This is a genomic window from Cryobacterium sp. TMT1-19 (assembly GCF_004403055.1).
GTDB lineage: Bacteria > Actinomycetota > Actinomycetes > Actinomycetales > Microbacteriaceae > Cryobacterium > Cryobacterium sandaracinum.
This window is the reverse complement of record NZ_SOHB01000062.1, coordinates 1-25014: the sequence shown is the minus strand read 5'-3', so window position 1 is coordinate 25014 and position 25014 is coordinate 1. Positions and strand designations below refer to the sequence as shown.

24 protein-coding genes and 2 pseudogenes are annotated in these 25014 nt (G+C 63.3%); 10 read left to right on the top strand and 16 right to left on the bottom strand.

The annotated features are described in order from the left end of the window. The first annotated feature begins 407 nt into the window (after positions 1-407). Together E3T40_RS14810 and E3T40_RS14805 are read left to right on the top strand one after the other, a co-directional pair. Positions 408-2675, top strand: coding sequence for an Ig-like domain-containing protein (locus E3T40_RS14810; RefSeq protein ID WP_134544504.1), 2268 nt, complete (start codon positions 408-410; stop codon positions 2673-2675). Between the two features lie 179 nt (positions 2676-2854). Then, positions 2855-3781, top strand: coding sequence for an aldo/keto reductase family oxidoreductase (locus tag E3T40_RS14805; RefSeq protein ID WP_104171202.1), 927 nt, complete (start codon positions 2855-2857; stop codon positions 3779-3781). A gap of 357 nt (positions 3782-4138) precedes the next feature. Here the strand turns inward: E3T40_RS14805 and E3T40_RS14800 are convergent, their stop codons facing one another. From E3T40_RS14800 to E3T40_RS14790, 4 genes and pseudogenes are all read right to left on the bottom strand, one after another. Next, complete coding sequence (locus E3T40_RS14800) at positions 4139-4720, bottom strand: IS30 family transposase (RefSeq protein ID WP_134544501.1); 582 nt, start codon at positions 4718-4720, stop codon at positions 4139-4141. 278 nt (positions 4721-4998) lie between these two features. Continuing rightward, complete coding sequence (locus tag E3T40_RS17675; RefSeq protein WP_134341952.1) at positions 4999-5652, bottom strand: DUF2249 domain-containing protein; 654 nt, start codon at positions 5650-5652, stop codon at positions 4999-5001. 200 nt (positions 5653-5852) lie between these two features. Beyond that, a pseudogene (gltD, locus tag E3T40_RS17200) lies at positions 5853-6048 on the bottom strand (glutamate synthase); the annotation flags it as partial. A gap of 72 nt (positions 6049-6120) precedes the next feature. Further along, on the bottom strand, positions 6121-8109 hold the full coding sequence (locus E3T40_RS14790) for an aconitate hydratase (protein WP_134544498.1): 1989 nt from the start codon (positions 8107-8109) through the stop codon (positions 6121-6123). Between the two features lie 317 nt (positions 8110-8426). On the opposite strand from E3T40_RS14790, the gene E3T40_RS17670 reads away from it, so the two are divergent. Both E3T40_RS17670 and E3T40_RS16440 read left to right on the top strand, forming a co-directional pair. After that, positions 8427-8618, top strand: a complete 192-nt coding sequence (locus E3T40_RS17670) for a helix-turn-helix domain-containing protein (protein ID WP_134544495.1) — start codon at positions 8427-8429, stop codon at positions 8616-8618. A gap of 33 nt (positions 8619-8651) precedes the next feature. Beyond that, on the top strand, positions 8652-8816 hold the full coding sequence (locus tag E3T40_RS16440) for a hypothetical protein (protein ID WP_166786654.1): 165 nt from the start codon (positions 8652-8654) through the stop codon (positions 8814-8816). A 226-nt stretch (positions 8817-9042) separates the two neighbouring features. Here the strand turns inward: E3T40_RS16440 and E3T40_RS14780 are convergent, their stop codons facing one another. The 7 genes and pseudogenes from E3T40_RS14780 to E3T40_RS14755 form a co-directional block, all read right to left on the bottom strand. Further along, entirely contained in the window at positions 9043-9891 is an 849-nt protein-coding gene (locus tag E3T40_RS14780) for a radical SAM protein (protein WP_241980729.1), read from the bottom strand. A 167-nt stretch (positions 9892-10058) separates the two neighbouring features. Beyond that, positions 10059-10871 carry a phosphate/phosphite/phosphonate ABC transporter substrate-binding protein gene (locus E3T40_RS14775; protein ID WP_104101612.1) on the bottom strand — a complete coding sequence of 271 codons (813 nt, stop codon included), beginning with the start codon at positions 10869-10871 and terminating at the stop codon, positions 10059-10061. Further along, positions 10868-11464, bottom strand: coding sequence for an acyl-CoA dehydrogenase family protein (locus E3T40_RS17195; protein WP_241981796.1), 597 nt, complete (start codon positions 11462-11464; stop codon positions 10868-10870). The genes E3T40_RS14775 and E3T40_RS17195 overlap by 4 nt, the downstream gene beginning before the upstream one ends. Beyond that, positions 11465-12052 (bottom strand): annotated as a pseudogene (locus tag E3T40_RS17665) (acyl-CoA dehydrogenase family protein); the annotation flags it as partial. 6 nt (positions 12053-12058) lie between these two features. Then, complete coding sequence (locus E3T40_RS14765) at positions 12059-12454, bottom strand: hypothetical protein (protein WP_134544490.1); 396 nt, start codon at positions 12452-12454, stop codon at positions 12059-12061. Beyond that, complete coding sequence (locus tag E3T40_RS14760; protein WP_134544487.1) at positions 12451-12987, bottom strand: DoxX family protein; 537 nt, start codon at positions 12985-12987, stop codon at positions 12451-12453. The genes E3T40_RS14765 and E3T40_RS14760 overlap by 4 nt, the downstream gene beginning before the upstream one ends. Positions 12988-13385: 398 nt before the next feature. Continuing rightward, positions 13386-14120: an SDR family oxidoreductase gene (locus tag E3T40_RS14755; protein ID WP_104101598.1), complete on the bottom strand. Its 735-nt coding sequence runs from the start codon at positions 14118-14120 to the stop codon at positions 13386-13388. A gap of 286 nt (positions 14121-14406) precedes the next feature. On the opposite strand from E3T40_RS14755, the gene E3T40_RS14750 reads away from it, so the two are divergent. After that, entirely contained in the window at positions 14407-15111 is a 705-nt protein-coding gene (locus E3T40_RS14750; protein WP_104171192.1) for a hypothetical protein, read from the top strand. A gap of 42 nt (positions 15112-15153) precedes the next feature. On the opposite strand, the gene E3T40_RS14745 is transcribed toward E3T40_RS14750, so the two are convergent. From E3T40_RS14745 to E3T40_RS14725, 5 genes are all read right to left on the bottom strand, one after another. Next, complete coding sequence (locus E3T40_RS14745; RefSeq protein ID WP_370287942.1) at positions 15154-15861, bottom strand: DUF808 family protein; 708 nt, start codon at positions 15859-15861, stop codon at positions 15154-15156. 162 nt (positions 15862-16023) lie between these two features. After that, positions 16024-16965, bottom strand: coding sequence for a Brp/Blh family beta-carotene 15,15'-dioxygenase (locus tag E3T40_RS14740; protein ID WP_134544485.1), 942 nt, complete (start codon positions 16963-16965; stop codon positions 16024-16026). Next, complete coding sequence (locus E3T40_RS14735) at positions 16962-18161, bottom strand: lycopene cyclase family protein (RefSeq protein ID WP_134544483.1); 1200 nt, start codon at positions 18159-18161, stop codon at positions 16962-16964. The genes E3T40_RS14740 and E3T40_RS14735 overlap by 4 nt, the downstream gene beginning before the upstream one ends. 133 nt (positions 18162-18294) lie before the next feature. Next, the gene (locus E3T40_RS14730; RefSeq protein WP_134544481.1) at positions 18295-18918 is read right to left on the bottom strand and encodes a LysE family transporter; all 624 of its coding nucleotides are present in this window, start codon (positions 18916-18918) and stop codon (positions 18295-18297) included. A gap of 50 nt (positions 18919-18968) precedes the next feature. Next, positions 18969-19862: a DUF808 domain-containing protein gene (locus E3T40_RS14725; protein WP_104171245.1), complete on the bottom strand. Its 894-nt coding sequence runs from the start codon at positions 19860-19862 to the stop codon at positions 18969-18971. A gap of 197 nt (positions 19863-20059) precedes the next feature. On the opposite strand from E3T40_RS14725, the gene E3T40_RS14720 reads away from it, so the two are divergent. The 5 genes from E3T40_RS14720 to E3T40_RS17660 all read left to right on the top strand — a co-directional run bounded on the left by E3T40_RS14720 (position 20060) and on the right by E3T40_RS17660 (position 24836). Further along, positions 20060-20626 (top strand): PadR family transcriptional regulator, encoded by a 567-nt coding sequence (locus E3T40_RS14720; protein ID WP_104193671.1) that lies wholly within the window; start codon positions 20060-20062, stop codon positions 20624-20626. Between the two features lie 37 nt (positions 20627-20663). Continuing rightward, positions 20664-22370: an AarF/ABC1/UbiB kinase family protein gene (locus E3T40_RS14715; RefSeq protein WP_134544479.1), complete on the top strand. Its 1707-nt coding sequence runs from the start codon at positions 20664-20666 to the stop codon at positions 22368-22370. 184 nt (positions 22371-22554) lie between these two features. Next, entirely contained in the window at positions 22555-22785 is a 231-nt protein-coding gene (locus E3T40_RS14710; protein ID WP_134544477.1) for a low affinity iron permease family protein, read from the top strand. Between the two features lie 131 nt (positions 22786-22916). Next, positions 22917-24650, top strand: coding sequence for a bifunctional diguanylate cyclase/phosphodiesterase (locus tag E3T40_RS14705; RefSeq protein WP_166786653.1), 1734 nt, complete (start codon positions 22917-22919; stop codon positions 24648-24650). Between the two features lie 27 nt (positions 24651-24677). Further along, on the top strand, positions 24678-24836 hold the full coding sequence (locus E3T40_RS17660; protein ID WP_370287939.1) for a three-helix bundle dimerization domain-containing protein: 159 nt from the start codon (positions 24678-24680) through the stop codon (positions 24834-24836). The last annotated feature ends 178 nt before the right edge of the window (positions 24837-25014 follow it).

Genomic DNA, 25014 nt, shown 5'->3' with positions numbered 1-25014 from the left:
ATTGTGCCGGGTCGAACGGATTCCGGTACTCGGGCTCGGACGGCTTGCTGAAGTTGCGCATCCAATCGGCCCGGTCGAAAAAAGTCTTGAGATCGCTCGGAGGTTGGTTCAAGTTTGCCCCTGTTCACGCGCGTCGGATTGTCTTAAATGCTAAGCGAATCGCCCCCCTCGGGCAGTATGTGGCCCATACCGAGACCGTCGGGCCCGTAGCGGTGTTCCACCGGTCTCGTCGGATGCGATGTGTTTGGCTCAATCCGGCTTCCGCACAGTCCCTAACTGGGGTATGTACAGTCCGGACCCTTATTGACAGGATCTTCAAGATCTCGCCACCGACACCTAGCGGCGGCATGGTCTTGCTCGGAGGAACTTGCACCCTCGAGAAACCCGACTAGCAAAAGGCCCCTGTCTTGATTCCTGTCAAATTTCGCGTTGGTGCGATCACGGCCCTGAGCGCCATTATTCTCGCTGTGTGCGTTTCACCCGCTTCTGCCGCTACTAATTCGCTAACGATCACCCCCACCGAGTGGAACGTCGTCGGGTTGGACAGCAACAGTGTTACGTCAGGGCCCAACCAGTTTTCGGTTGGTGCCAAGGTATGCAACGTAACCGGCACGGCGGTTAGCGGTGTTGACGTGGCATGGAATTGGACGACTGCCAATACCTACATCAATCTCGACAGCACTGCGACAAAAAGTGTTCCCGCTATCGCTGCCAATTCGTGCACGAAGCTATGGTGGACGGTCGAGATCACACGCGATGCGGCGGCCTACAACGCCAAACGTGGCTTCACGATTTCGGCTGCGGCCCCGGGAGTCACCACCGTGAGCACCCCGACGACACGCGAGATTTACGTTGAGAAGCTCGTCTCTCAAAACCGCAACGCAGTGACCTCCGTGACAGGACCGACAAATGTTGTTGTCGGTCAGACAGTCAGCTACTCACTGACGGGAAAGACTGCCACACAGGGTTACGAGCAGCTGTCCGCTGGGCCCTCACTTGACGGCACCATTTTTGAAATTCTGTCCGTGACTGGCACCTATACGCAGCCAGAAACAGGGGCCGGCGGTCCGCCGACCGCCGGTTTCTACGCCAACGCGTGCACATGGGACCCGGTTACGACAAGTGGGTCCTACAGGTCCTGTCTAGGGACGGGCAAGGCAGGCGGCAACTCGATCGTGGTCACGGTCACGGCCTTGGTAAAAGCTCCAGGTACCGGTCTTGTCAATGCAAACATCTACGACTATTCGGGCTCCTCGTACCACTACAACTCCGATCTCGGCACGTATACCAAGTCCGTCACCGCCACGAACCCGGTGGTCCAGTCTCCGCCGGTGGCTGTTGATGATGGGCCGTTTGCGGCGACTTCTGGGGTGGCCCGTACGGTTGATGTTCCGGCGAATGACACTGATGTTGATGGCGACCTGGATCTGACATCGGTCGTGGTCACGACACCGCCTGCCCACGGGACGACGTCGGTCAACGCGACCACGGGTGTTGTCACGTACACGCCGTCGGGTTCGTATGTCGGCTCGGACTCGTTCGAGTACCGCATTTGTGATGGTCGACCGGTGTGTGACACCGCCACGGTGACCCTCAACGTCACTGCAGTTCCGGTGGTTCAGTCTCCGCCGGTGGCTGTTGATGATGGGCCGTTTGCGGCGACTTCTGGGGTGGCCCGTACGGTTGATGTTCCGGCGAATGACACTGATGTTGATGGCGACCTGGATCTGACATCGGTCGTGGTCACGACACCGCCTGCCCACGGGACGACGTCGGTCAACGCGACCACGGGTGTTGTCACGTACTCGCCGTCGGGTTCGTATGTCGGCTCGGACTCGTTCGAGTACCGCATTTGTGATGGTCGACCGGTGTGTGACACCGCCACGGTGACCCTCAACGTCACTGCAGTTCCGGTGGTTCAGTCTTCGCCGGTGGCTGTTGATGACAGCTCGCCGGCCGTCTCCGGTGTCACCTTATTGATTGATGTCGCGGACAACGATTCGGACGTCGACGGAAATCTCGATGTCACGACCGTGTCGGTGACTGTGGCGCCATCACACGGTGTCTTCTCGGTCGACCCTGTTTCTGGTGAGATCAGATACACCGCGGACTCGTTGTACACGGGGACCGATACGTTTACGTATGAGATCTGCGACACCACAGACCGTTGCGACACCGCAATCGTCACAGTCAGGGTTACGGCTCCTCCGGCAACCAGTACGCCACCAGTTGCTGCAGACAACGACGTGACCACGACTACCGGCAAACCAGTAGTCATCGATGTCCTCGACAATGACACTGACCGTGATGGTGATCTTGACCCGACTTCGGTCTCGATCGTTGCCGGACCCAGCCACGGCACCGTCGATGTTGACCCTGATGTCGGAGAGGTAACTTATTCGCCCGACTCCAGCTACACCGGCACCGTCTCCTTCACCTACAAAGTTTGTGACGTTGACGGCAATTGCGACACCGCCACTGTCACAGTGAAGGTCGGCGTGGTAGGCGGTCCGCCAGTCGATGCTGGTCGATCTCTCGCAGCCACGGGCGCCGACCCTGGCCAACCGATAATTCTCGCGACTCTGCTCTTCCTGACGGGACTTCTTCTCGTCCGCAAACGCCGCCGGTCTTTCTCAGGAAACCTTCTTCGAGTAGATCGGTTCACCACCACCTAGGCGATGGCCCAAGATGAGTGCTGTTTGTGAAGACAGATCCAACACGCTCTCGACCACTTTTGACGATTCCATGCGTCCGTTGACGGTGCAAAGTTCACTCGGTTCTTGGCTCCCTCTTCCCCCTTGGTTTTTCTTTGAGCGCGAGCTGGCAGAAATTCGAAGTAGGGCAGGATGGTCTGATGAAGATATACAACCCTCCGCGTACAAATCTGCAGGCATCCAATGTCATTCTCGGGATGATGAGGATCTCGGACATGGACGATGAGGAGATCCGCGCTCTCGTCGGCACCGCGCGGGATGCCGGCATCAATTTCTTTGATCACGCCGATATCTACGGTGGCGCGCACGGCTGCGAAAAGCGGTTCGGTGACGCGGTCACGTTCACGGACGCAGAGCGTGAGGCGGTCATCATTCAGTCAAAGGTCGGCATCCGTCAGGGCTTTTTCGATTTCTCCAAGGAGCACATCCTCCGCTCGGTCGACGAGTCTCTCGCGGCGCTGAACATCGACTACCTGGATATCTTGCTGCTGCACCGTCCGGACACTCTGGTCGAGCCCGAGGATGTTGCTGCGGCGTTCGACGCGCTGCACGCCGCGGGAAAGGTGCGCAACTTCGGTGTCTCCAACCAGACGCCCGGGGTGATCGAACTGCTGAAGCGTTCGGTCAACCAGCCGCTGGCCTTCAACCAGGTGCAGCTGAGCATCACCCACGCGCCGTTGATCGCGCAGGGAGTTGCTGCCAACATGGCAGGGCTGGACCAGTCGATTGACCGCGACAACGGGCTCCTCGAGTACAGCAGACTGAACGACATCACCCTGCAGGCCTGGTCGCCGTTCCAGAGCGGCATCTTCGACGGCGTGTTCGTGGGCGACCGGGAGAATTACGGCCCGCTCAATGACGCCCTCGATGACATCGCCGCCGCCCACGGGGTCACGCCGACGGGGATCGCGGTCGCCTGGATCACCAGGCACCCGGCCAACATTCAGGTGGTCCTGGGGACGACCAAGCCCGCGCGAGTGGTGGAGTCTGCCGCAGGATCCGAAATTCCGCTCAGCCGTGAGGAGTGGTACCGCCTCTTCACGACCGCTGGGCATGTCCTCCCATAAACAGGAGCGCTCCACATCGTCTTCCTGACCCCAGATGCAGGTAACCCCGGCGGCCAGCGACGCGATGAATTGCACGAGGGGTCGTGCAGCTTGTCGGCCGTGCCGCCGGGAATCACCCGCCTACGCTACGTCGACAATGATGACCCGAGAAGGGCGTGCCGTCGGCAAGGTGGACATCACGCCAATGAGGTCGTCGGCGAGTTCAGGTGGTGAGCGCAACACCCTGAGTTCTGTGGGGTGTTGTTGTTGGCTCGACCGTTGTCGCCTTTGAGCGTTCGTTTGTCGCTTTGGGAGGAGTTGGACGCGGGGCTGTCGGTGGCCGTCGCGACGCAGGCTGCGCCGTTCGACGACCTGGGATCAGGGAGCGGAGATATCCCGACACCAGGAAATTACCATCGCGACCGGGATGTTCGTCTCGGTCTGAAACTGCAGATACTCAGCCATTTCCGAACCCTGGTCCCAGGTCAATGATTTTCGTAGGTGCGCCGGCAGCCCTGACATGGCCTGACCGACGCGTTCACGGACGGTGGCGGCGTCGCGTTTGCCGTTCAGGAGCACGAGCAGGAGCATGCCAGTGGTGCGTTCCACGAGGGTCGCAATGGCTGAACGGTTAAAGGTTCCGCAGACGAGGTCGCCTTCGCAATGGCCGGGAACCAGTCGGGTGTCGACCTCAACAGGGCGCTCGCCCAGCAGCGGGCCGGAGAACCTCGAACGCCGTTTCGTCGTGTGACGGTGGGTCGGACGCCCGCGGCGCCCGGTTCGGAGGTGACGGGCCATTCCCCGGGACAGCCCGTTTGCGTGCGGCGAATACAGAGCCCGATAGATACTTTCGTGCACGACGTCCATCTCGGGCTGTCCCGGGAAATCGATCCGCAGCTGGTGACTGATCTGCCTGGGTCTCCACTGTTGAACGCGGGCAGCAGTTGCGCCTGTGGAGATTCCTTCAGCTAGTCGCCATTCACACGGTTTCCGGTGAGATCATCCGCAGGGATGGTCTCCCCATCGCGTTTACTCCACGGGAATTCGGTTCTCCTGACTGGAAATGCAGGTGGTTTGGTTGCTCCTCAGCGTGCCGCGTACTGTTGACGATTCTGGCGGCCAAGGTGGGGAAATATTTGGAGTGGAACGGACTCACTTGGCGCGACGACGGCCGCCAAGAGATCGAACGCCTCCTGGCCACCAACAACTTCCCCAAATCCACCGGTCGGCTCTGTCGGTTAAGCGCGGCTGAAACGCACCCGCCAGAGCTCCGGGCCTCGTTCGATGTAGCTCACGTCGAAAGTGTTTGGCTGGCTCTGCTGAAGTTCCGCCAGCATCCGTTGGGGGTCGTGCGGTTCGATCACGTCCAGGGCGAACCCCGGCACAACGGCGTCGAGCGCGCCGAAGACGGCCGCGTGCCGGATGGCGTGCGGGATGGTGCGGGCGTCGAGCACGATGGTGTCCGTCCCCTCGGTCGTCCCGTCACGGCCCCCATCTGCCGTCGGCTTGCCGAGTGCAATCGGCGGAGGACGCCGCGCCGGAGCAATGAGCTTCGCCACGGTGAGCAGGATGACCGCGTCTTCGACAGCCTCCAGCGAGTTGCGGCCCGGCGGCATCGTGATCAGGTCCCCGCGCCATCCAGACCACGATGCGCCACCCGAGGTGAGAACGACCCGCCCCTCGAGGACCTGCACGGTTGCTTCAGCCAGGTTGTCGTGTTCTCCAAGGCGTCGCCCGGCACGGAGCGCGATCAGCGTTTGCCGGAGGACGTGCACGTGGCCGCCGTAAACGGTCTCCGCGCTGCGACCGCTGGATGCGTCCCGTGCGTGATTGAGATGGTGGCGCACGAGTGCGGTGAGCGACTTCTTTTGCATGTCGTTCTCAACTTCCATTTCCCTCATGCTGCGCTACCGCTGTGCGCGTGTCAACGGTGCTGTGATTGCCGCGCGTGGCTGGTCGGTGCCGCCCGTTCTCAGTTCGGAGTCGGCCACGCTGCCAGCGCGTGGAGTCTGCTGATTTTCGAGGATCTCATGCTTGTAGATCTCCGTTTTCCGCGCGGTCTAGGCGCATAGTGCCGCGGTTGGGTTGAAGGTCAATTAGATGGTGAAGGGGTGGTCCGTTGGCTTGGGGAGGGCAGCTGCGTCTCACCTTCAAGAAACGATCGACGGCTGCTGCTGCGGCGCGACCTTCAGCGAAGGCCCAGACGATGAGCGACTTCCCCGGCCAGCATCACCGGCGACGGACACGCCCTCGTGGCTGGTCTGGTACTCACCGTGACATGCGACATTGAGATCGGTCGGGCACTGGGGGCGGTTACCGTCACAGAATGAAAATTTGCCGCAAAATGAAACTGCGCGGGCCTATTTGGTTTCCTCAGGAACGGCGGCTCCGCGCGCGCTCCGGGTGCGCAGCCACGGGATGAGGCCACCGACGAGGAGCATCTCGATCTGCCGGGTCGAGAGTTCGTGGCGCACGGAGTAGACCTCATCACGGGTTGTGTTGCGCACGAGGATCTCCGTTCCGTTCGAGAGAGCCTCACGAATCCCGTCGAGCACGAGCACGTCATCCTGCGCGATGCGATCGTGATCGGCCGCATCGGCGAACTGGAGCGCCAGCGCGCCGAAGTTGGCCAGGTTCTGCCAGTGGATGCGTGCGAACGAGACCGCCAGCACCACCCTTAATCCTAGGAAGCGCGGGGTGATCGCGGCGTGTTCCCTAGAGGAGCCCTGCCCATAGTTGGCACCGGCGACGATCATGTGGCCGGTCGTATCTCGGGTTTGGGCAGCGCGAGTCGGGTAGGTCGGGTCGACTTGGTCGAAGGTGAATTCGGCGAGCTTGGGGACGTTGCTGCGGAAAGGGAGCACGCGCGCACCCGCCGGCAGGATCTCATCCGTCGAAATGTCATCGCCCACGATCAGGGCGACAGGTGCCTCGATGTGCTCGGAGAGCGGTCCGAAGACCGGCAACGAGGAGATGTTTTCGCCCTTGACCAGGTGCACCGCTATGGATTCCTCCGGCGGCAAGGGCTTCTCGAGCATCGCCAGGTTCACGCTCGACACCGCCGGAAGTGTGATCTGGGGATATTCCAAGCCGAAGAGCCCGGGCAGGTCCCGCGGATCGGTGATCTGTCCCGTCAGCGCGGCGGCGGCCCCCGTCTCCGGCGAACATAGGTAGACCGAGTCTTCCTGGGTGCCCGAGCGGCCGGGAAAGTTGCGCGGCATCGTGCGCAGGCTGATGCTGCCATTCGCCGGGGCCTGGCCCATGCCGATGCAGCCCATACAGCCGGACTGATGCAGCCGAGCGCCCGCCCCGATCAGATCCAGGGTGGCCCCCATGATGGTCATGTCCTGCAGAATCTGCCGGGAGCTGGGATTCACGTCGAGGGACAGGCCGGGGAATGACTGCCGCCCCTTCGTGATCGCGGCCACGATCGCGAAATCGCGCAGGCCCGGATTCGCGGACGACCCGATCACGACCTGTCCCACCGGGCGCCCCGCCACTTCGCGCACCGGCACGACGTTGCCGGGCGAGCTGGGAAGCGCGATCAACGGCACGATCGAAGCCAAATCGATCTCCCCGGTCACGTCGTAGGTCGCATCCTCGTCCGCGAGCAGTTCGGTGAAATCCTGCTCGCGCTGTTCGGCGCGCAGGAAGGTTTGCACCTGATCGTCGGCCGGGAAAACGGTGGTGGTCGCGCCCAGTTCGGCGCCCATATTGGCGATCACGTGCCGATCCATCGCGGTCAGGGTGGCGAGGCCGGGGCCGTAGTACTCGACGATCCGGTTGACGCCGCCCTTGACGCCGTGCCGGCGCAGCATTTCGAGGATGACGTCTTTGGCGCTGGTCCACGGCGGCAGTTGCCCGGTGAGCTTCACGCCCCAGATTTCGGGCATCCTGATGTACAAGGGCGCGCCGGCTATGGCCAGGGCCACCTCGGTGCCGCCGACGCCGATGGCCAGCATCCCCAGCGAGCCGGCGGCCGGGGTGTGGCTGTCGGAGCCAACCATCGTCTTGCCGGGGATGCCGAACCGCTGCATATGCGTGGGGTGCGACACCCCGTTCCCGGCCTTCGAGAACCACAGGCCGAACCGCTGGCAGGCGGAGCGGAGAAAGTCGTGGTCCTCCGCGTTCTTGCTGTCGGCCTGCAACAGGTTGTGGTCGACGTACTGCACGGAAACCTCCGTGCGCGCGCGGTCCAGTCCCAGCGCCTCCAACTCCAGCATGACCAGGGTCCCGGTCGCGTCCTGGGTGAGGGTCTGGTCGATGTGCAGGCCGATTTCGGTCCCCGGCACCATCTCCCCGGAGACCAGGTGCGACGCGATGAGTTTCTGGGCGACGTTGTATGCCACGGTGAGCTTCCTTACTCGATAGCGGTGCCCGCCGACATACGGCGGTAGCGAATTGGCCTCCGGGGCATTCCGCTCGTCCCCAAGGTAGGCCACTCGTGGCGCTGGGGCTAGCTTTTCCAGGGAGAATGGACGTCCTCTGTACTGGAAAGATGGACCGGGAAGACGGGGCTTTGGGAGGGGGTGGACGCGGGGCTATCGGGCGCCGTCGCGGCGCAGGCTGCGGGGGTGTCGCGTCCTACTGAGTATCGGTGGTTTATTAGAAGGTGCTGCCATCACCGGTTCAGGATTTCAGTGTCGCCAGTGTCGGACTTTGATCGTTGCGAGATCGAGAAGAGATCGGATTCCAGCTCGCCCGGGGTCACGGGGTGCGTCGCATCGCAGCGGCGCTGGGCCGGGCACCGTCGACGATCAGTCGGGAGGTGACCAGAAACCGAATCACTGGCCGGTATGTGCCCTCGCTCGCGCAGGAGCAGACCTGGGCAAGGGCTCGCCGGCCAAGAGCCCGGTAGCTAGACGGGTTAGCGTTACGGGAACAGGTCACCGTGATGCTCACCGATCGGTTCAGCCCGGAACAGGTTGCGGGTCGACTGAAAGTCGAGCATCCGGAGAATCTGGAGATGCAGGTGTCACACGAGACGATCTACCAGGCCCTCTACGTTCAAGGTCGTGGATCGTTGCGCTTGGAAGTTGCCGCCGCGTTGCGGTAAGGGCGGGCAACACAGCGACCGCAGAGGTCGGAGGGTCCGGGATCCTCGAGAACGTTGCCGCCGAGCTCAACCGCCGGCCCCGCACACGCCACGGCTACCGAACGCCCGCAGAAGTCCTCGCCACACTAATCTCGAATCGAACAAATCAAACCGGTGTTGCACACACCACCTGAATTCGCCGCCCGGGTGAACCGAGACCACGCGGATGCTCGCCGAGCCGATACGGTCACGCGCAGGGGAACCATTCCGAGATTGCGTTGGCGGAACGGCGATGCGCGATGAATCGGCGGGTCACTTCAGCGATCGCATCCGCAAGCGGGAAGATGTTTCCCGTTACGAATTGGTCGTCGTGGTCGGCGGCAACGGGATGCCAGTAAACGCCGTCGGCGGTGATCGTCACCTCGGGTATGAGCGAGTCAACGGTCAGTTCTATGCCGGACTCAGCGACTCCGCGGTGGGCGAGTGCGCGGATTACCTGGTCGTCCCGCAGGATACCGAGAGTATCGAGAAAGGCGTGAAACGGCGCAAGTTCGTGCATCTGGTCGGCCGGCAAGGTGGCTGCGACCTTGACTCGAAATCCCTCGTCGTGTGCGATTTGGATGCCCGCGACGGCCCTGGCCCAGGACCCGGAGCCGCGGTGGCTGTCATGGATCTCGGATGTGGCAGAGTCGAGACTGATCTGCAGCACGAGCTGGGAGCGGTCCATTCGACGCAGGCGCTCGCGCCGCCTGCCGTGAAAAAGCATGCCGTTGGTGAGCAACGTCGTGGGCAGTTTGTTCGTGCAGGCATTGACCAACTCGTCGAGGTCATTCAGCAAGAACGGCTCTCCGCCGGTGAGGATGAGCTCTTTGACGTCGGCATCTGCAGCCTCGTGCGCGATCTGCCGGACTCGATCCATTCCGATGGCTCTCCGCTCTGCCTTCGGAGACGACCGAACGCAGCAATAGTCGCAAGCCAGATTGCAATCGAAATTGGTATATACCCAGACCCGGGATCCTGGGAGCTGACCGGGATCGAGCCCGGCGAGCGGGTCGGGCGAGCGGCCGTGGAGCACGGTGATGGCCGACCCCACCATGCTGACGATCTCATTCCCACTCGAAAGGCACCACGCTGAGATGAGTTCCAGGGCGGCGTCCCGATCGCATGTCCCGAAGTCGACAGAAGCCGTACGGCCTGTTGCCACCCGGCTCACGTTCTCGACCAGGTCGAGGAGCAGGCCCGCGCCTACCGGAGGGCTCGCGGTCACCATCGGTCCGATACTTTCTGTTCCCGCACGGCCGCGATGAGCGAGGCATACCCGTCAAGTTTCGGCGACACCCACGCCCGCAGGCCTTCCATCTCGAGGATTCGCTGATGTTCGAGGTTCTCCCAGTCCATCGCGAATAGGTTTGCCACCCACTCGTCCGACCGGTCGATCGTCAGCGACGGCATGGCGGTAAAGGTGCAGTGGCTGTACTCGGGGGAGATCCAGAAGGACTCGAACGCGCCGGGGAGGAGCTCACCGCGACCGATCGCTTGCCACGTGTTGATGCCGATCGCCGCAGCATCCGCCCGATCCTCGAGCACCGCGCGAAGGGCGTCGAGTTCGCTCCTGCCCGTATCACCGTGTTTCCCGACATCGCTATTGATGCGAGTGAGATCGACATCCGTCTCGCCGATCCCCGCCTCACGCAGAAAATGCACGGGAAGGATGGCGGCTTGCGCTGAATCGCGTGACCCCAGGGCAAGTCGACGTCCACGAAGACTCTCCAGCCCGGTGAAACCGCTGCCTGCTCGGGCGACGAACACCGTCTGGAACACAAGGTCCGTATCCCGGGACGCGAGTGCACGGCATGCTCCATCCGTCTGGGCGACGGTGCGCACCCAGGCCAGGTTGGTATTCCACGCAAGATCGATTGTTCCCGTGATGAGGGAGTCCACCAGACTCGCATAATTTGAGAACAGCATGAAGTCGATCGGCGTTGAGGTCTCGGCGAAGTAGTCTCGCATCCCTTCCCAGATGGGTACGACATTGGGAGAGTACGCAACGGAGCCGATGATCAGGGGCGCACTCATGCTGCAGCACCCGCAGAGGCAGTGTCACGAGTTTGGGCGGAGGGTGCCGCGGCGGTTTCCGGGGCGTCGAAAAGTGGGCGGCCAGTGATCGCCCTGCCGTAGAACTCATAGAGCACATCGGATGTCGGAGCCATCACGTGGCCCGCGCGGGCATCGCGAAAGTACCGATCTATTTGCAGGTGCTCCGAGAACGCCGCACCGCCGCAGACGCGCATCGCGGCATCCGTAATTCGCAGTGCGGCATCGTTCGATGATGCCTTGCTGCCGAGCACGAATAGGGGGGTATCCTCCTGCGGGTCAGCCACGCGACCAGCGGCCCGATCAAGGTACGCGCTCGCATTCGCGAGATCGATTGACATCTTCGCCAACTGCGCCCGAATTGTCGGTAGCGCTGACAGGCTTTGGTCGAGATGCTCCAGCCGGGTTCCCACCGTATGCCTCACCGCTGCTTCGACGGCCGCACGGCTGAGCCCGATAGACACAGCCGAGTTGCCGAGATTGAACCACGGCAAAACAGAACTCATCATGAGCCCGAATCCGCTACCGGCCGTCCCGAGACGGAATCCCTCGGAAGAATCCATGTCGATGGTCATCGGGCTCGAGGAGTTCCCACGCAATCCCATACCGCTCCACGGCCGGTCAACGCTGAGCCCCGGGCTATCTGCCGGGACCGCGAACAGGTCGACGGTCTCGGCATCCGCAGTCCCGGTAGAGATGATGTAGACATCCGCGTGGCCTGCGGAGGTCACCCAACTCTTTTTCGCAGAAATATGCATTCCGTCTGACGTCGAGGTCGCGCGCGACACCGGAGTCCAGAAGTGTGAGCGGGAACCCGCTTCAGAGAACGCGAGGGAGGCAAGAGAGCGACCGCTGGCGAGATCCTCGAGGAGTGCGGGCATCCCCGCTGGCGGTGCGGCTGCGACGGGCATGGAAGCGCTCACATGCATCAGATAGATCATGGAGGTCGACCCGCACGCTCCCGCAAGCTGGCTGATGACCTCAACGAGCTCGCGTGGCCCCGCACCAAGACCACCAGCCTCAGTGGGCAGAGTGAGTCCGAGCAAACCGGACTCGCGCAGGGCCGCCACGGCCTCATGTGGAAAACGCCCATCCGCATCTACTGCGTGGGCGTGAGTTCGTGCAACGTCGAGCACGGGCTGAACGCGTGAATTCAGGTCCATTGAGGCTTACCTTTCGTCGGAATCGTGGGTGCGAATGAGCGAACGGACAGCGCGGGCGAGCATGAGAAGCCCGATTCCGAGACCACCGGTGACCGCCATGGTAGAGGCGTCGCCCCCCAGCGGCCTGAAAGACGCTGCGAGCCCTGCGAGTTGCACGAGCGCGGCGACGGTCAGCAGAACACCGGCGGCAGCGTAGAGCGCGGGGCGCCGAGTGGTACCGCCGGCGATGGCGAGTGCGCCACTCACAAGTAGAACGACAGCACCAGTTGCCCCGATGTGCACGAAGTCGAATTCGGTCGGAAGCTGGGCGCCGAACACAAAGCCCGCAAACACAAGTGAGGCCAGGCCGAGAAGAACGCTACCGCGGTCGAAGACGCTCGAGCCGGCTGGTGATCGCCTCATGACAGCCTCATCATCAGTCGGGCCGCGCGCCCTGAGGATTGCACCCACTGCTGGCGAAGGACACCGTCGATTCCATAGCTTCGCCCAGCTGCGGTCGCGAAGATCGCGAGGTGAGCGAGCGCCATGAGATAGTACGACCAGTGCCATTCGTTCGGGGCGAAAAGTACTGAAAGCGTGATTGCCAGGGTCTGGCCGATGCCGACGACAGCCCAGAAACGCGTGGCGAGGCCGATGAGCAGAAAAGCCCCGAGTCCGCCTTCGACGAGGAGGGTGAACCACCCGAAGACCTCGATATTGGGCAGGATGACGGCTTCGACGAGTGAGGAGTAGGGCGGTAGAACAGGACGGGCGATCGCCTGGCTCGCCCAGAAGTAAAGTCCGTTCTCCTGTGCTCGGCCGAAGTCCGGAGGGATCTTCCAGGCGACATTCTGGATCCACATCAGTGCAACACCGACGCGGAGCACCGCGACCATAACCCCTGTCGCGCGGGAGACGGGAACCGCGACAACCGGCGCATCATTGACTCGGGACATGAGAACCATTCATCTCCAGCATCCAAGCGGCACGGACAGCAAACCGCAATACCGAGAAGATGGAAAATCCCAAAAAAAACTTCCCGTCGAAATCCCATCATTTGCCCGACCGTGTTGTGCCATCCTTTCGGAAACGGCCTCTGACGCGCAGGCCGAGACAAAGCGACTGAAGCAGCAAATCGTCGAGTTGGACTATTCAGTCCCGGTAGGCGTTTGCTTCGGACGGCCGCTATTTCTGCGTTGGCGGAGCAGTGCCCACGCTTCTGGGGGTCGCGACGATCGGCCTTGCGCTTGGCCTGCTGACCGGGCGCCGGATGGGTGTCCTTGCCCTCAGACAAGGGCGTGCGCTCGGCAAGGTGGTCGTCACTCCGCAGGGATCAAAACCGGCGACCTGACGCTCACACGTTCAGGACTTGCCCAACCGTCGCACCGCCGTCGGCGATGAATTCGGTGCCCGTGGAGTAGGTTGCGTCGGCGACCAGGTACAGAATCAGCTTCGCCACCTCCTCAGGCTCGCCAATGCGCGGGATCGGCTGCCCGGCGTACATCTCCAAACTTTCCATACCGGCGGTCATCGGTGTACGGATGCCGCCCGGGTGCACCGAGACTACGCGGATGTTGTCAGCGCCGAGATCCAGGGCCGCGGCTTTTGTAAGTCCGCGCACTCCCCACTTGCTGGCAACGTAGGCGCTCAGGTTGGAGTAGCCCATGATTCCCGCGGTGGACGACACGTTGACGATGACGCCTCCGCCGGCAGCTTTCATTGATTCAGCGACCGAGCGGATGCCCAAAAAGACTCCGGTCAGATTGATGCCGATGACGCGGTTCCACTCCTCCAACTCTGTAGTGGCAACAGGCGTGAACGCGACGATTCCGGCGTTGTTGATGAGGATGTCAATGTGACCGACGGTGGAGTCGACGTCGGCCACCACCTGCTTCCACTGCGCCTCGTCTGCCACGTCGAGGTGTCGGTAGACGCCGCCAATCGAATCTGCCAGCGCCTGGCCGGCGTCATCGGCTATGTCGGCCACGATGACCCGGGCTCCCTCTGCTGCCAGCAGCGTCGCATCCGCCGCGCCCATGCCCACGGAACCGCCTGTCACCAGCGCGATCCTGCCGTCGAGTTTTCCCATGATCGGTCTCGATTCTGTTTTTCTCGCCCCGCTCGGGTCGCAAGACGAACGTCTCGCCACATTAGCCACGTTCATTGACAGCGGGCTACGTTGGCGCCATGCGAAAACTCTTCGTCTCGGCACGAGATCAAGAAATAGAGACAGAAGTATGCTCCCCTGACGATGAGCGTCAGGACGAGCGGGGGTGTGGAGCGGAGTGCCAGTGTTGCTCTGGCCCGCATGATAAATTCGAGTGTTCCGGTACCGGAGCATGACAGCACGCAGAACATCGTCGAGAGGCTCAAGCATGAGCGAGAAACTGAGCTTCCGAGTCCGACGCCTCAATAAGAAGCATCGAACCGCTTTCGTCGCGTTGTTCGCTGAACACCCGCAGGCCGAAGTCGATGACGCGCCTGAGATCTATTTCGACGACACCATCGAACTCCAAATTGAGTCCATGGCTCTGGCCCTCGTCGCCGAAACCGATGACGGCCGGCTTCTCGGCGCTCTTGTCACCGAACCGGACAGCTACGTTGACGAAAATCAGCTCGACGAAGACTCCACCGACGATGACATCGACGATGCAATCGTCAGCGACCACGGCACCGCCGTCTTCGAGTTGCTGATCACCGGTGGATCCGCGCAGGTGTGCCGGGAACTCCTCAACACTCTCGCACCGGCCCTCACCACCCGCGGTTTCGCTCAGGTGCATGCCAGCGTCCCACCAGATCTCGCCGAGGTGTTCCGCGGTCAAGGCTGGGTTGTCCTGCCAGAAAACACGGGCATCGCATGGATGGGCATGGACCAGTCAGACGAGCAGGTGCGCGACTATGAAGCGATCCCGAGCAGCTCGCTGGCCGCGTTCCTCGTGATCGACCCCAACGTGTACATGTCTTGGCCGTATGACGCTCCTGACAACCCCGAAGATGATGACTCGCGACAAGAGAACATCGCCACAGGCATGGAGGAGTTCGCAGCCCGGGTAGAGGCAGAAGCATCCTCAGATTCCTAGTGGATGACGGCGAGCAGCACGCCGACGCCCACGAGGCTCTCGTCAGGCCGCTACGCGGTCTGTCCGATTCCGTTCCAGAAAGTGCGACACTCCGGAAAAGATCGCGACAATGATCAGGCCCAGAATGAGCCCGAACACGGCCGACATCGCAGTGTCGGCTACCCAGGCGACGACAGGACCGGCAGATTCGATCGAGCGCGTGACGGCATGCACCACGTCGTAGGCGCCGTGCCAGAAGGTGTCGGCCAGTTTTGCGATCACCAGGAGGCCGCTGACCCACAACATCGCGACCGTTCCGATGACGCCGATCACCCGGAACACGGCCGGCATTGACCGCACGATGCGCGCGCCGAGGCCGATCACCGCCAGGGCGCCGAGCGTCAGACCGGTCCCGAAATCGGGATCGAGACCCGCCAGTGCGATGAGCATGATCTCCGTGCTGAGGATCAGGTCGGTGCGAGTAGGGCCGAAGACGAGTTTTCGCTCATCCCGCGGTTCAGTGTCGTCAGTCTCATGGTGGGCGCCGAACCATTCGGTGACTTTCTCCGCACCCTCGAAGCAGAGATAGGTGCCGCCGATGATCAGCAGCCACGGCAACACCCATGGCGCGAATGCGGAAAGGAGCAGTGCGAGCGGGATGATGATGAACTTGTTGAACAGGCTGCCGAGTGCGATCTGCCTGACAACGTGGAGTTCGCGTGCCGGTGTGAAAACCCGAACGTAGTGTGGGGTGACGGCCGCGTCGTCGATGACGACTCATGCGGTCTTAGCACTCGCCTTGGGGGCGGCGGTAAGTACGTCATCGACTACGGCGAGCAAGCCGACCGAGATCTGGACCTCCTCGAATGGGGGCATCACCCTGGTGGGCGACGCAGTGCTGACCACAGTTCCGCTCGGCACGGGCAGGAGATGTCAAAGCAGAACCGCACCAGCTGCTCGTCGCTGACGAATTTCGTAGGTCACCACCATCATGTGCGGCACGGTGAGCCCTGCCAGACCGATGAACACCAGCTGCAGGATCTGCTCGCTGAGAACGCCGCCGGGGCCGAACGCGACGAGGAAGACCGCTACCGCGAGGAGGGGGACCACGGTGTAGACCACGACCAGGAGGGCCGTCTGCCGTCCGCCGCCCCGCTCCTCCTGGAATCCTCCCTTCAAATGCCGAAAACTGTGCAGTGCGCAGAAATACAGCACGAAGAAGACCAGCGGTTCTGTGGCCAGGCCGAGCACTGTGGCGAGCACGATCTCAACGCTCTCGCTCGGCCGGTGTCGCAGGGCGACCAGGGCAGCGATCATCAGACCTGCCACGGCGATCGGCCCGAGCCACTCCTGCACGCTGGCCACCACTGCGCCTCCGTCACCGGACAGCACCACGTAGATTGCGCTGACCTGGTCAGGATGCGACAGCGCCGGCACGGTGAGCAGCCCGAATCCGGCGAGAAAACGCAGCCCGACCGACCGGTCCGCATTCCAATCGGAGCCGAAGTGCAGCGCCGACACGAGCAAAAACGCGACCAGGCTCGGCACAGGCGCGACCAGCCAGAGCAGCACCACGCCGACCACGACCAGAATGTAGACCGCGTTGAACCCGGCGAAGCCCAGCGGAGTGCGCCACAGCCCAGCCCGGCGCGCGATCAGTGGATCGAGAGCGCCGTGGGGCAGGCCCAGCACACCGGCGAGGATGCCCAGCAGCACGATTTGAACCGTGGGCGAGGGCATGGGAATGCCCAGTCCGACCACGGCCAGAATGACCAGGGCCAGGCTGGAGAACACCACCGTCTCGGCGGGCACGCGCCGCCGCCGCGGCGTGACGCGGGCGGCCTCGCTACGGGGAGGAGCGGTCTGATCGGTCATCGCTGCACGCTGGTTTCTGTGGTCGGCGTCGGTCTGGTGGCCGGCAGGGTCTGTGCCGGGGTGAACGCCGCAGGCGCGGCCACCTGGGCAAGAAAAGGGGTCCACGGCAGGCTCGCGATGATGCGTGCGTAGTCCGTGGGTCGGGCGCCGTCGCTGAGAAAACGCACCAGCGCGGCGGGGGCAACGCCGCGGGCGAGGGCGAAAAAATACTCCGCGGTGCGTTCCGGATGCGCCCGAACGGCCTGCAGAAAGATGCGATCGAAGGCGCGCCTCGCCCGAGGTTCGTCTGGGTGGCCCACCGCCCCCTGGCCAGCGAGCAGGCTCTCCGTGCAGAGTTGAGCCCAGCGCTGAATGCGCAGGAACCCGTAGCCCGAGGCAGCCCGCAGCGCCCCGCCGGCATTGCCGGCGTGCACGACCCCGGGGATCGGCGACGCCGTCTGCCGGCCCAGACCCATGGCCAGCACGCCACCCTCGGTGCGCACCCGGCGGGCGTCGGCCAGGCCGAGCCCAGTGAGTACCTCGTCGAGCTCGCCGACCAGGCGCTCCCGCTCTATCGGCGCCGTGCCGAAGCGGGTCCACTCCACGATCGCGCGGTTCCGGCCGAGCGGCAGGGCGTACACAAAGCTCAAACCCTCGGCGTCGGCGTCGAGCGACCCCATCAGCGTGACCTCGCCGAGCTCGAACGGCAACGGATGCTCACGCTCCAGTTCGAAGCCCACGAAGCTCTGGTAGAGCATCGACTCGGCGGCCCGTGGTCGGGTGTCAACCACCTGACGGGCCAGTAGGGGGCCCGCGCTCGTCTCAACCCGAACGCCGCCGGGGACTGCGTCGACCGTCTCGGCGTGCACGCCGAGACGCAGGTCGACGTTCGCAGACTCGGCGATGTCGGCCTGCGCGCTCGCGTAGAAATCACTGCCCCGAATGTACTGGTAGGCCAGCCCGGGTACCCGATGCCGAACGGTGAGGCCCGCCGCATCCGAAAAGGTCCAGGTCTTCCAGCTTCGTGAGACCAGGTGTGACAGGTCGTGCTGTTCCGGTCGCCAGAAGCACCAGCTGCGGTCGTCTCGATAGGCCGTGCGGGGTTCCAGCACCACGACGCGCAAACCGGAACGTACTCGGGCCAGCCGGGCGGCCAGCGTGAGACCGGCGAGTCCACCACCTAGTATCACGAGGTCGGCGTCCACGGCAGGCGTCATCTGTGCTCCTTGCTCTCGATCACGTCCGAGGTGCCAATGGGACGATCTTCGAACATCCTAGTGGTCTTGGTATGTGATTTTTCGGCTGCTCACCCGGCTGCGAAAAACACGTTCAACCGGTGGTTTGGACTCCTCAGTGGAGGACCGCGAGCAGCACGCCGACAGCCACGAAGAGCACACCGAAGATGCGGTTCAACACGCGCTGGCCGTGATCGTCGCGGGTGAATCGCGCGAATGAATGCGCTGTTCCGGCGAAGAAGAACCACATCACCAGAATGTCGATCGCAACGACGGTGGCCGCGACGATCAGATACTGGGTCGGCATCGGCCTGTCCACCCGGATGAACTGGGGCAGGAACGCGAGGAAGAACACGATCGCTTTGGGGTTGAGCATGTTCACCCACAGCCCGCGTCGGAACATCGACCAGCGGGGCTCATCGGTCAGGGCCCGGGTGCGCTCGCCATCGAGTTCCGGCTTGGCCAGAAACTGACGGATGCCCAGGTAGACGAGGTAGGCGGCACCCGCGTAGCGAATGACGTTGAAGGCGATCGGAGAACCGGCCACGAGCAGACCGACACCGAGTGCCACGATCACGATGTGGATGAGAAGCGCGGCCTGCTGGCCGAGGATTCCCCAGATGGAGCGGCGAAAGCCCGCGTTGAGAGCGTTGCTCATGGTGTTGATCGCCCCCGCACCGGGCGTGAAGCTGATCAGGGTGCCCGCGCCGACAAGGGCCACCCACAGGGAGAACTGCACCGGGACATCCTCGTTTCATGCTGATTGCGGCTTGCCAGCCGGCGACGGGGTCAGGCCGTTACGCGGTGGGACCGATTCTGCTTGCGAAGGCGCGAGATCCCGGACAGGGCCGCGACAATGATCAGGCCGAGAATGAGCCCGAAAACGAGCGACATCGCGGTGTCGGTGACCCAGGCAATGATGGGTCCGGCAGGTTCGACCGCCTGCGTCACGGCGTGCAGAACGTCGTAGGGAACGCTCCAGATCGTGTCGTTCAGGTTCACGATCACCAGGTGGCCTCCTACCCACAACATGGCGACCGTGCCGATGACGCTGATCACTCGGAACACGGCCGGCATCGATCGCACAATGCGCGCGCCGGTGCGTCTGACCCGTCGTACCGGGTGCTTCATCAGCGTCAGCCCGATGTCGTCGATCTTGACCAGCAGGGCGACCGCGCCGTAGACGAGCGCCGTCATCCCCAGGCCGATCACGACCAAGGCGCCGAGCGTCATCCAGATCCCAAAATCGGGATCGAGACCCGCCAGTGCGATGAGCATGATCTCCGTGCTGAGGATGAGGTCGGTGCGAATAGCACCGAAGACGAGCTTTCGCTCATCCCTCATCTCAGTGTCGTCAGTGCCGTGATGAACTCCGAACCACTCGGTGACTTTCTCCGCACCCTCGAAACACAGATAGGTACCGCCGATGATCAGCAGCCACGGCAACACCCACGGCGCAAAGGCGGAGAGGAGTAGTGCAAGCGGGATGATGATGACGAATTTGTTGAACAGGCTACCGAGAGCGATCCGCCACACGATGGGAAGCTCGCGCGCCGGTGACAGTCCCTGAACGTACTGAGGCGTGACGGCCGCATCGTCGATCACGACGCCTGCGGTCTTCGCGCTAGCTTTGAGAGCGGCGGTGAGTATGTCATCGACAACGGCGAGCAGGCCGACGGACATCTGGTTCTCCTCGGATTCAGGGGCGTCGTCCTGGTGCAGGGCGACGGCAATGGGGTCAACATTACCGCGCGGCAGGGTGGGCACAGGCGCCTCCCAGACGGTGGAAAGAAGATTGACCCTGGTTTCGCCATCACGTCGCGAACGATATATCGTTAACTATCGTCGAGCCGGATGGCTTCGGCGCTGAGGAGGACATCATGAGTGGTTCATTTATGGGTGACGGGTTCGGGGCACGCCGGGGCGGTGCTGGTGAGGGCTGGCCCAGCGGGATGTGGGATGCCATGGAGCAGCTGCGCGGACAGTTCGACCGCAAGGCCGGTCCGAGAATGGCACGCGGGGACGTGCGTGCGGCGGTGCTTGCGCTGCTCGCCGAGAAGCCGATGCACGGCTACCAGATCATTCATGAGATCGAGGAACGCAGCAATGGCGCCTGGAAGCCGAGCCCCGGCTCGGTGTACCCCACGCTTCAGCTGCTTGCGGACGAGGGCCTCATCAACGCCGAGGAGTCCAACGGTCGCAAGACCTACTCGCTCACGGAGGAAGGTCGCGGGGTAGCGGATGCCATGGCCGACCAGCCGGCCCCGTGGGAGGCCCAGAGCGGTCGGGACACCGGGCGGGCGACCGCGCTGCCCAAGGCCGGCATCGACCTGGCTCAGGCCGCCGCGCAGGTCGGGCGATCCGGCAACCCGGAGCAGGTGAAGCAGGCTGTCGCCATCCTGGATGAGGCGCGTCGCAAGCTGTACGCCATCCTCGCCCAGGACTGACCGAGTGCCCTCAGCACGTCGGCATCACGGAGATCAGATGACCGACGTCGCGGACTTGCGCGCCCGCTCCCGCCGGATTTTGCGGTTCGCCGCCCTGTATTTGGCGCAGACGTGGTGTTACGAGGTCCTTCTCCCGCGGGTCGGGCTCGCGCGGGTCGCGGCACGAAGCAGATCGGCGCGACTGCAGCACATCGCGCAGCGCTTCCACGTGCTCGCGGTCGACCTGGGTGGCCTCATGATCAAGGTCGGCCAGTTCATGTCGTCGCGCCTCGACGTGCTGCCGCCGGAGATCACGAAAGAGCTCGAAGGTCTGCAAGACGAGGTTCCGTCGGTGCCCTTTCCGGCGATCCAGGCCGTCGCCGAAGCCGAGCTGGGTGTGACGCTCGAGCGTGCGTTCTCTTACATCGATCCCTCGCCGCTGGCCGCAGCATCCCTCGGTCAGGTGCACCGCGCTCGGCTGTCGGAACTGGATGCCGCCGAGACCGGCCTGCTCGACGTCGTCGTCAAGATTCAGCGGCCGGGCATCAGCGAGATCGTCGAGGTCGACCTCGGCGCTCTCCGACGTGTTGCCCGCTGGCTCAGCCACGTGCGTCTCGTTTCGGATCGCGTCGACATGCCCGCCCTGGTCGAGGAGTTCGCGTTCACGAGTCTTGAGGAGATCGACTACCTGCACGAGGCGGCAAGCGCCGAACGGTTCGAGCAGAACTTCGCAGACGACCCCCGGGTCAGCGTTCCCGAATTGGTGTGGGAGCGCACCACGCGGCGCGTGCTGACCCTCCAAGACGTGACCGCGATCAAGATCAACGACGTCGACGGGCTGAGGGCAGCCGGAATCGACCCGTCAGAAGTTGCCGAGGACTTCGCGGCGGTCATGTTCGACCAGCTCTTCGTCAATGGCTACTTCCACGCCGACCCGCACCCCGGAAACATCTTCGTCACGCCGCTCGCCGCAGGTGTACCCGGAGCGGACCACGGCCGGGCCTGGAAGTTCACCTTCATCGACTTCGGGATGATGGGCGACGTGCCCGATGTCCTGCGTCGGGGCCTGGTGAATCTGCTCATCGCCGCCGCGTCACGGGACGGAAAAGGGATGGTGGACGGCATCCGCGAAGTGGGTGTGCTCCTGCCGTCCGCTGACACCGCCGAACTCGAGCGCGCGATGACGAAGCTGTTCGCCCGTTTCGGCGGGATGGGTTTCGCCGAGTTGCAGGATGTCGACCCGCGCGAGTTCCGCGCCTTCGCCATCGAGTTCGGTGATGTGGTGCGCTCGCTGCCGTTTCAGCTTCCGGAGAACTTTCTGCTCATCGTGCGCGCGATGTCGCTGACCTCGGGAATGTGCAGTTCGCTCGACCCCGCCTTCAATATCTGGAATTCCATCGAGCCATATTCCGCCCAATTGATCCGCGCCGAGGGCGGGAACGTGGTGCAGGCGACCGCAAAGCAAGTGGCGTCGGTTGCGGCCATCATCGCGCGGCTTCCCCAGCGGCTCGACAGCCTCACGACGCGATTCGACGACGGTACCGTCTCGGTGCAGACTCCCCGGATCGAGCGTCGCTTGGTCATCATCGAGCGAACCGCACGTCAGATCGTCTCGGCAATCCTCTTCGCCGCTCTGCTGATCGGCGGCATTCTGCTTCGTGCCGAAGATGTCGTGCTCGGAACGGTGCTCGTAGCCGTGTCCGCGCTCCCGCTGTTGCACGCCCTCTTCGCCGGGCTATCGGCGCGGCGCGGACCGCTGCTCTAGTCCCGACTGCGAGGAACGCCATTTCGGTTACTGAAATGCCTATGTCTGGTCAGAACGAAAAGTGGGATGCGGGGTTGCCGTCGGCCTCGAGGTCACGACGCGCGCCCGGTCGCCCAATTAACCGCGGCGGCGTCAGAAGTGCCCCGCGAGGCGAAAGCCGCGGTCCAGAGCGGCGGGAGCACCTGTGGGACAGCCGACTTTCCATCAGGTGGGTGATGCGACCTCGCTCGCCACGGTAGGGCTGGCTGTCGCATTTCACACGGCGCTATGGCTGGCGGTGGGCTTCTTGATTGGCTTTCCTTCCTGGTGGAACAACGTGCCCTACAGCGTGACGTCCTCGATCACCCTCGTCATGGTGTTCGTTATCCAGCACACCCAGGCTCGACAGCAGGCAGAAACCGAAGCCCAGCCATAAATGTGAGCGTGACCCCGCTGAGGCAACGACCCGCTGTTCATCCGGCGGTGATGAGCGGCGGGTGGCTGAACAACTGGCAAACTCCGGCGGGTTACGTCGGGTCCCGGATAGCATTCGGGTATCCATTTGGGATGAGCACCATTCCTGACACCGCACCCAACCGCGTGGGGCGGGTCGTGTGTCTGGCAGACCTGGCTACCAGCGTCCAACAGGTGACGGCCACGACGCCGGTCAGCGAAATCGACCGCATATTCCGTGCGAACCGACAACTTCGTTCCCTCGTCGTGCGGGAAGCCGGCAGTTTCTTCCTGTTGACACGGGAACAGGTGGAAATCACTCTGACCGGACGGTTGGGCTACGGTCGCGGCCTGCACGCCCGGTCGACGGCCATCCAGATGGTGCCGGAAAATTCCTTCGCCCTGCCCGGTGCGATGAGCCTGGCGAATGCGGCGCAGCGCATCCTGGAGCTGCCGGAGGGCAACCGGTACCGTGACGTGCTCGTGCTGACCGACGAGGGGCCACGGGTCGTGTCGGTGTCACAAATCTTCGAACGGTTGTCGACAGAATTTCGTTACGCCGCACTCCACGATTCCCTGACCCGACTGCCCAACCGCAGGCAATTGGAGGAGAGCGGAGCCGCGTCGATTGAGGGAACCGTGGACATGACCCGCATCGCGGTTCTCTACATCGACCTTGACGGTTTCAAAGCGATCAACGACACCTTCGGTCACCAGGCCGGGGATGAGATCCTGGTCGGCTTCGCAGACCGGCTGCGCGACATCGTTCGCCCCGCCGATGTTCTCGCCCGCATCGGCGGCGACGAGTTTGCGGTGTTGCTGGTCGACGTGGATGACGTGCAGCTTCTCGCCATCGCGGATCAGGTCGTACTCGGCGCGTCGGTGCCCTTCGTCTGTGACGGCCATCTGCTGCATGTTTCGGCATCCGTCGGCATCGCGATGGCCGGTGATGTTGGAGCAGAACGGGAACTGAGCTGGCTTGACGCGTTGCTCCGCCACGCCGACGGGGCCATGCTCAAGGCCAAGCAGGCCGGAAAACGCCAGGTTGCCCGTCTCGATGGGCACGGCGAGGCCGCGCCCATCGTGCGGAATGCGCTCATCCGGCGGCGCCTGCCGCAGGTCTTCGCGACCCGCGCTTTCAACTTGCACTATCAGCCGCAGATGGACCTGGCCAGCGGCGACCGTTCGGCGGTGGAGGCGCTGCTGCGCTGGACCGACCCGATTCTGGGCCCCGTCTCGCCCGCCGAATTCATTCCGATCATGGAGTTGTCCGGCGACATCCACCGCATCGGGCAACGGGTCCTCAACGAGGTCTGCGCCCAAGCCAGACTCTGGTTGGATGCGGGAACTCCGCGCCGAGTCGCAGTAAATGTGTCTCCACTCCAACTGGCGGCCCGCACCATCGTTCCCGAGCTCGTTGAGGCACTTCACCGGCATCGCGTTCCCGCGCACCTCATCGAGGTTGAAATCACCGAGGGCGCCGCGATCACCGATCGGCCCCGGGCGATCGGACAGCTTCAACAGCTCCGGGAGGCGGGGATCAGCATCGCCCTGGACGACTATGGCACCGGCTTCTCTTCGCTTGCCCTGCTGCGTAGCCTGCCTCTGACCACGGTCAAGATCGACAAATCCTTCGTCGACAACATCGATTCTTCACCTTCGGACGCCCTGCTCGTGGGCGGGATCATCGACACCGCCCATGCCATCGGGCTCTCGGTCACAGCCGAAGGCGTCGAACGTCAGGACCAACTCCAGCTCCTGCGTGATTTGCGCTGTGACACCGTGCAGGGCTACCTCATTTCGCGGCCCGTCGCCCCAGGGGACCTTCCGCAAGGGTGCTCCATTTGACGTGCTGAACCGAACACGGCTGGGCAAGTGAGCAGAGAAGACGCACTCAGGGCCGTCGCAGAGGTGGTCGATCGTCTCGCCGAGAGATTCCCGCATGTTTCGCGCACGAGTATCGAGAGGGCGGTCCTCGACGAACGCCGGGCCTTGGACGGACCGCCGATCGAGACTATGTGCCGTACTGGTTGAACACGGTGCCAAGGGCCGCCTGCTCGGGCGCGGCAAGACAACAACCTCCTGGTGTGGGGCCCGGCAGCACCTCGTCCTGAACGAATTCGACGGAGATTTTGGCTCTCCTGTCGTAACCGTGGGTCAATCCCGGCCGGGGAGTGCGGGTTTGTGGCCGCCGAGGCTGAGCATGGCGAGG

What these genes read in the sequence shown, in the direction of transcription:
- E3T40_RS14755 (WP_104101598.1), bottom strand. Translation starts at nt 14,120, where the DNA reads ATGGGAAAACTCGACGGCAGGATCGCGCTGGTGACAGGCGGTTCCGTG.
- E3T40_RS14775 (WP_104101612.1), bottom strand. Translation starts at nt 10,871, where the DNA reads ATGAGTGCGCCCCTGATCATCGGCTCCGTTGCGTACTCTCCCAATGTC.
- E3T40_RS14805 (WP_104171202.1), top strand. Translation starts at nt 2,855, where the DNA reads ATGAAGATATACAACCCTCCGCGTACAAATCTGCAGGCATCCAATGTC.
- E3T40_RS14750 (WP_104171192.1), top strand. Translation starts at nt 14,407, where the DNA reads ATGAGCGAGAAACTGAGCTTCCGAGTCCGACGCCTCAATAAGAAGCAT.
- E3T40_RS17195 (WP_241981796.1), bottom strand. Translation starts at nt 11,464, where the DNA reads ATGACCATCGACATGGATTCTTCCGAGGGATTCCGTCTCGGGACGGCC.
- E3T40_RS14705 (WP_166786653.1), top strand. Translation starts at nt 22,917, where the DNA reads ATGAGCACCATTCCTGACACCGCACCCAACCGCGTGGGGCGGGTCGTG.
- E3T40_RS14725 (WP_104171245.1), bottom strand. Translation starts at nt 19,862, where the DNA reads ATGTCCGTCGGCCTGCTCGCCGTTGTCGATGACATACTCACCGCCGCT.
- E3T40_RS14760 (WP_134544487.1), bottom strand. Translation starts at nt 12,987, where the DNA reads ATGTCCCGAGTCAATGATGCGCCGGTTGTCGCGGTTCCCGTCTCCCGC.
- E3T40_RS14780 (WP_241980729.1), bottom strand. Translation starts at nt 9,891, where the DNA reads ATGGTGGGGTCGGCCATCACCGTGCTCCACGGCCGCTCGCCCGACCCG.
- E3T40_RS14715 (WP_134544479.1), top strand. Translation starts at nt 20,664, where the DNA reads ATGACCGACGTCGCGGACTTGCGCGCCCGCTCCCGCCGGATTTTGCGG.
- E3T40_RS14720 (WP_104193671.1), top strand. Translation starts at nt 20,060, where the DNA reads ATGAGTGGTTCATTTATGGGTGACGGGTTCGGGGCACGCCGGGGCGGT.
- E3T40_RS17675 (WP_134341952.1), bottom strand. Translation starts at nt 5,652, where the DNA reads ATGGAAGTTGAGAACGACATGCAAAAGAAGTCGCTCACCGCACTCGTG.
- E3T40_RS14735 (WP_134544483.1), bottom strand. Translation starts at nt 18,161, where the DNA reads ATGACGCCTGCCGTGGACGCCGACCTCGTGATACTAGGTGGTGGACTC.
- E3T40_RS14740 (WP_134544485.1), bottom strand. Translation starts at nt 16,965, where the DNA reads ATGACCGATCAGACCGCTCCTCCCCGTAGCGAGGCCGCCCGCGTCACG.
- E3T40_RS14765 (WP_134544490.1), bottom strand. Translation starts at nt 12,454, where the DNA reads ATGAGGCGATCACCAGCCGGCTCGAGCGTCTTCGACCGCGGTAGCGTT.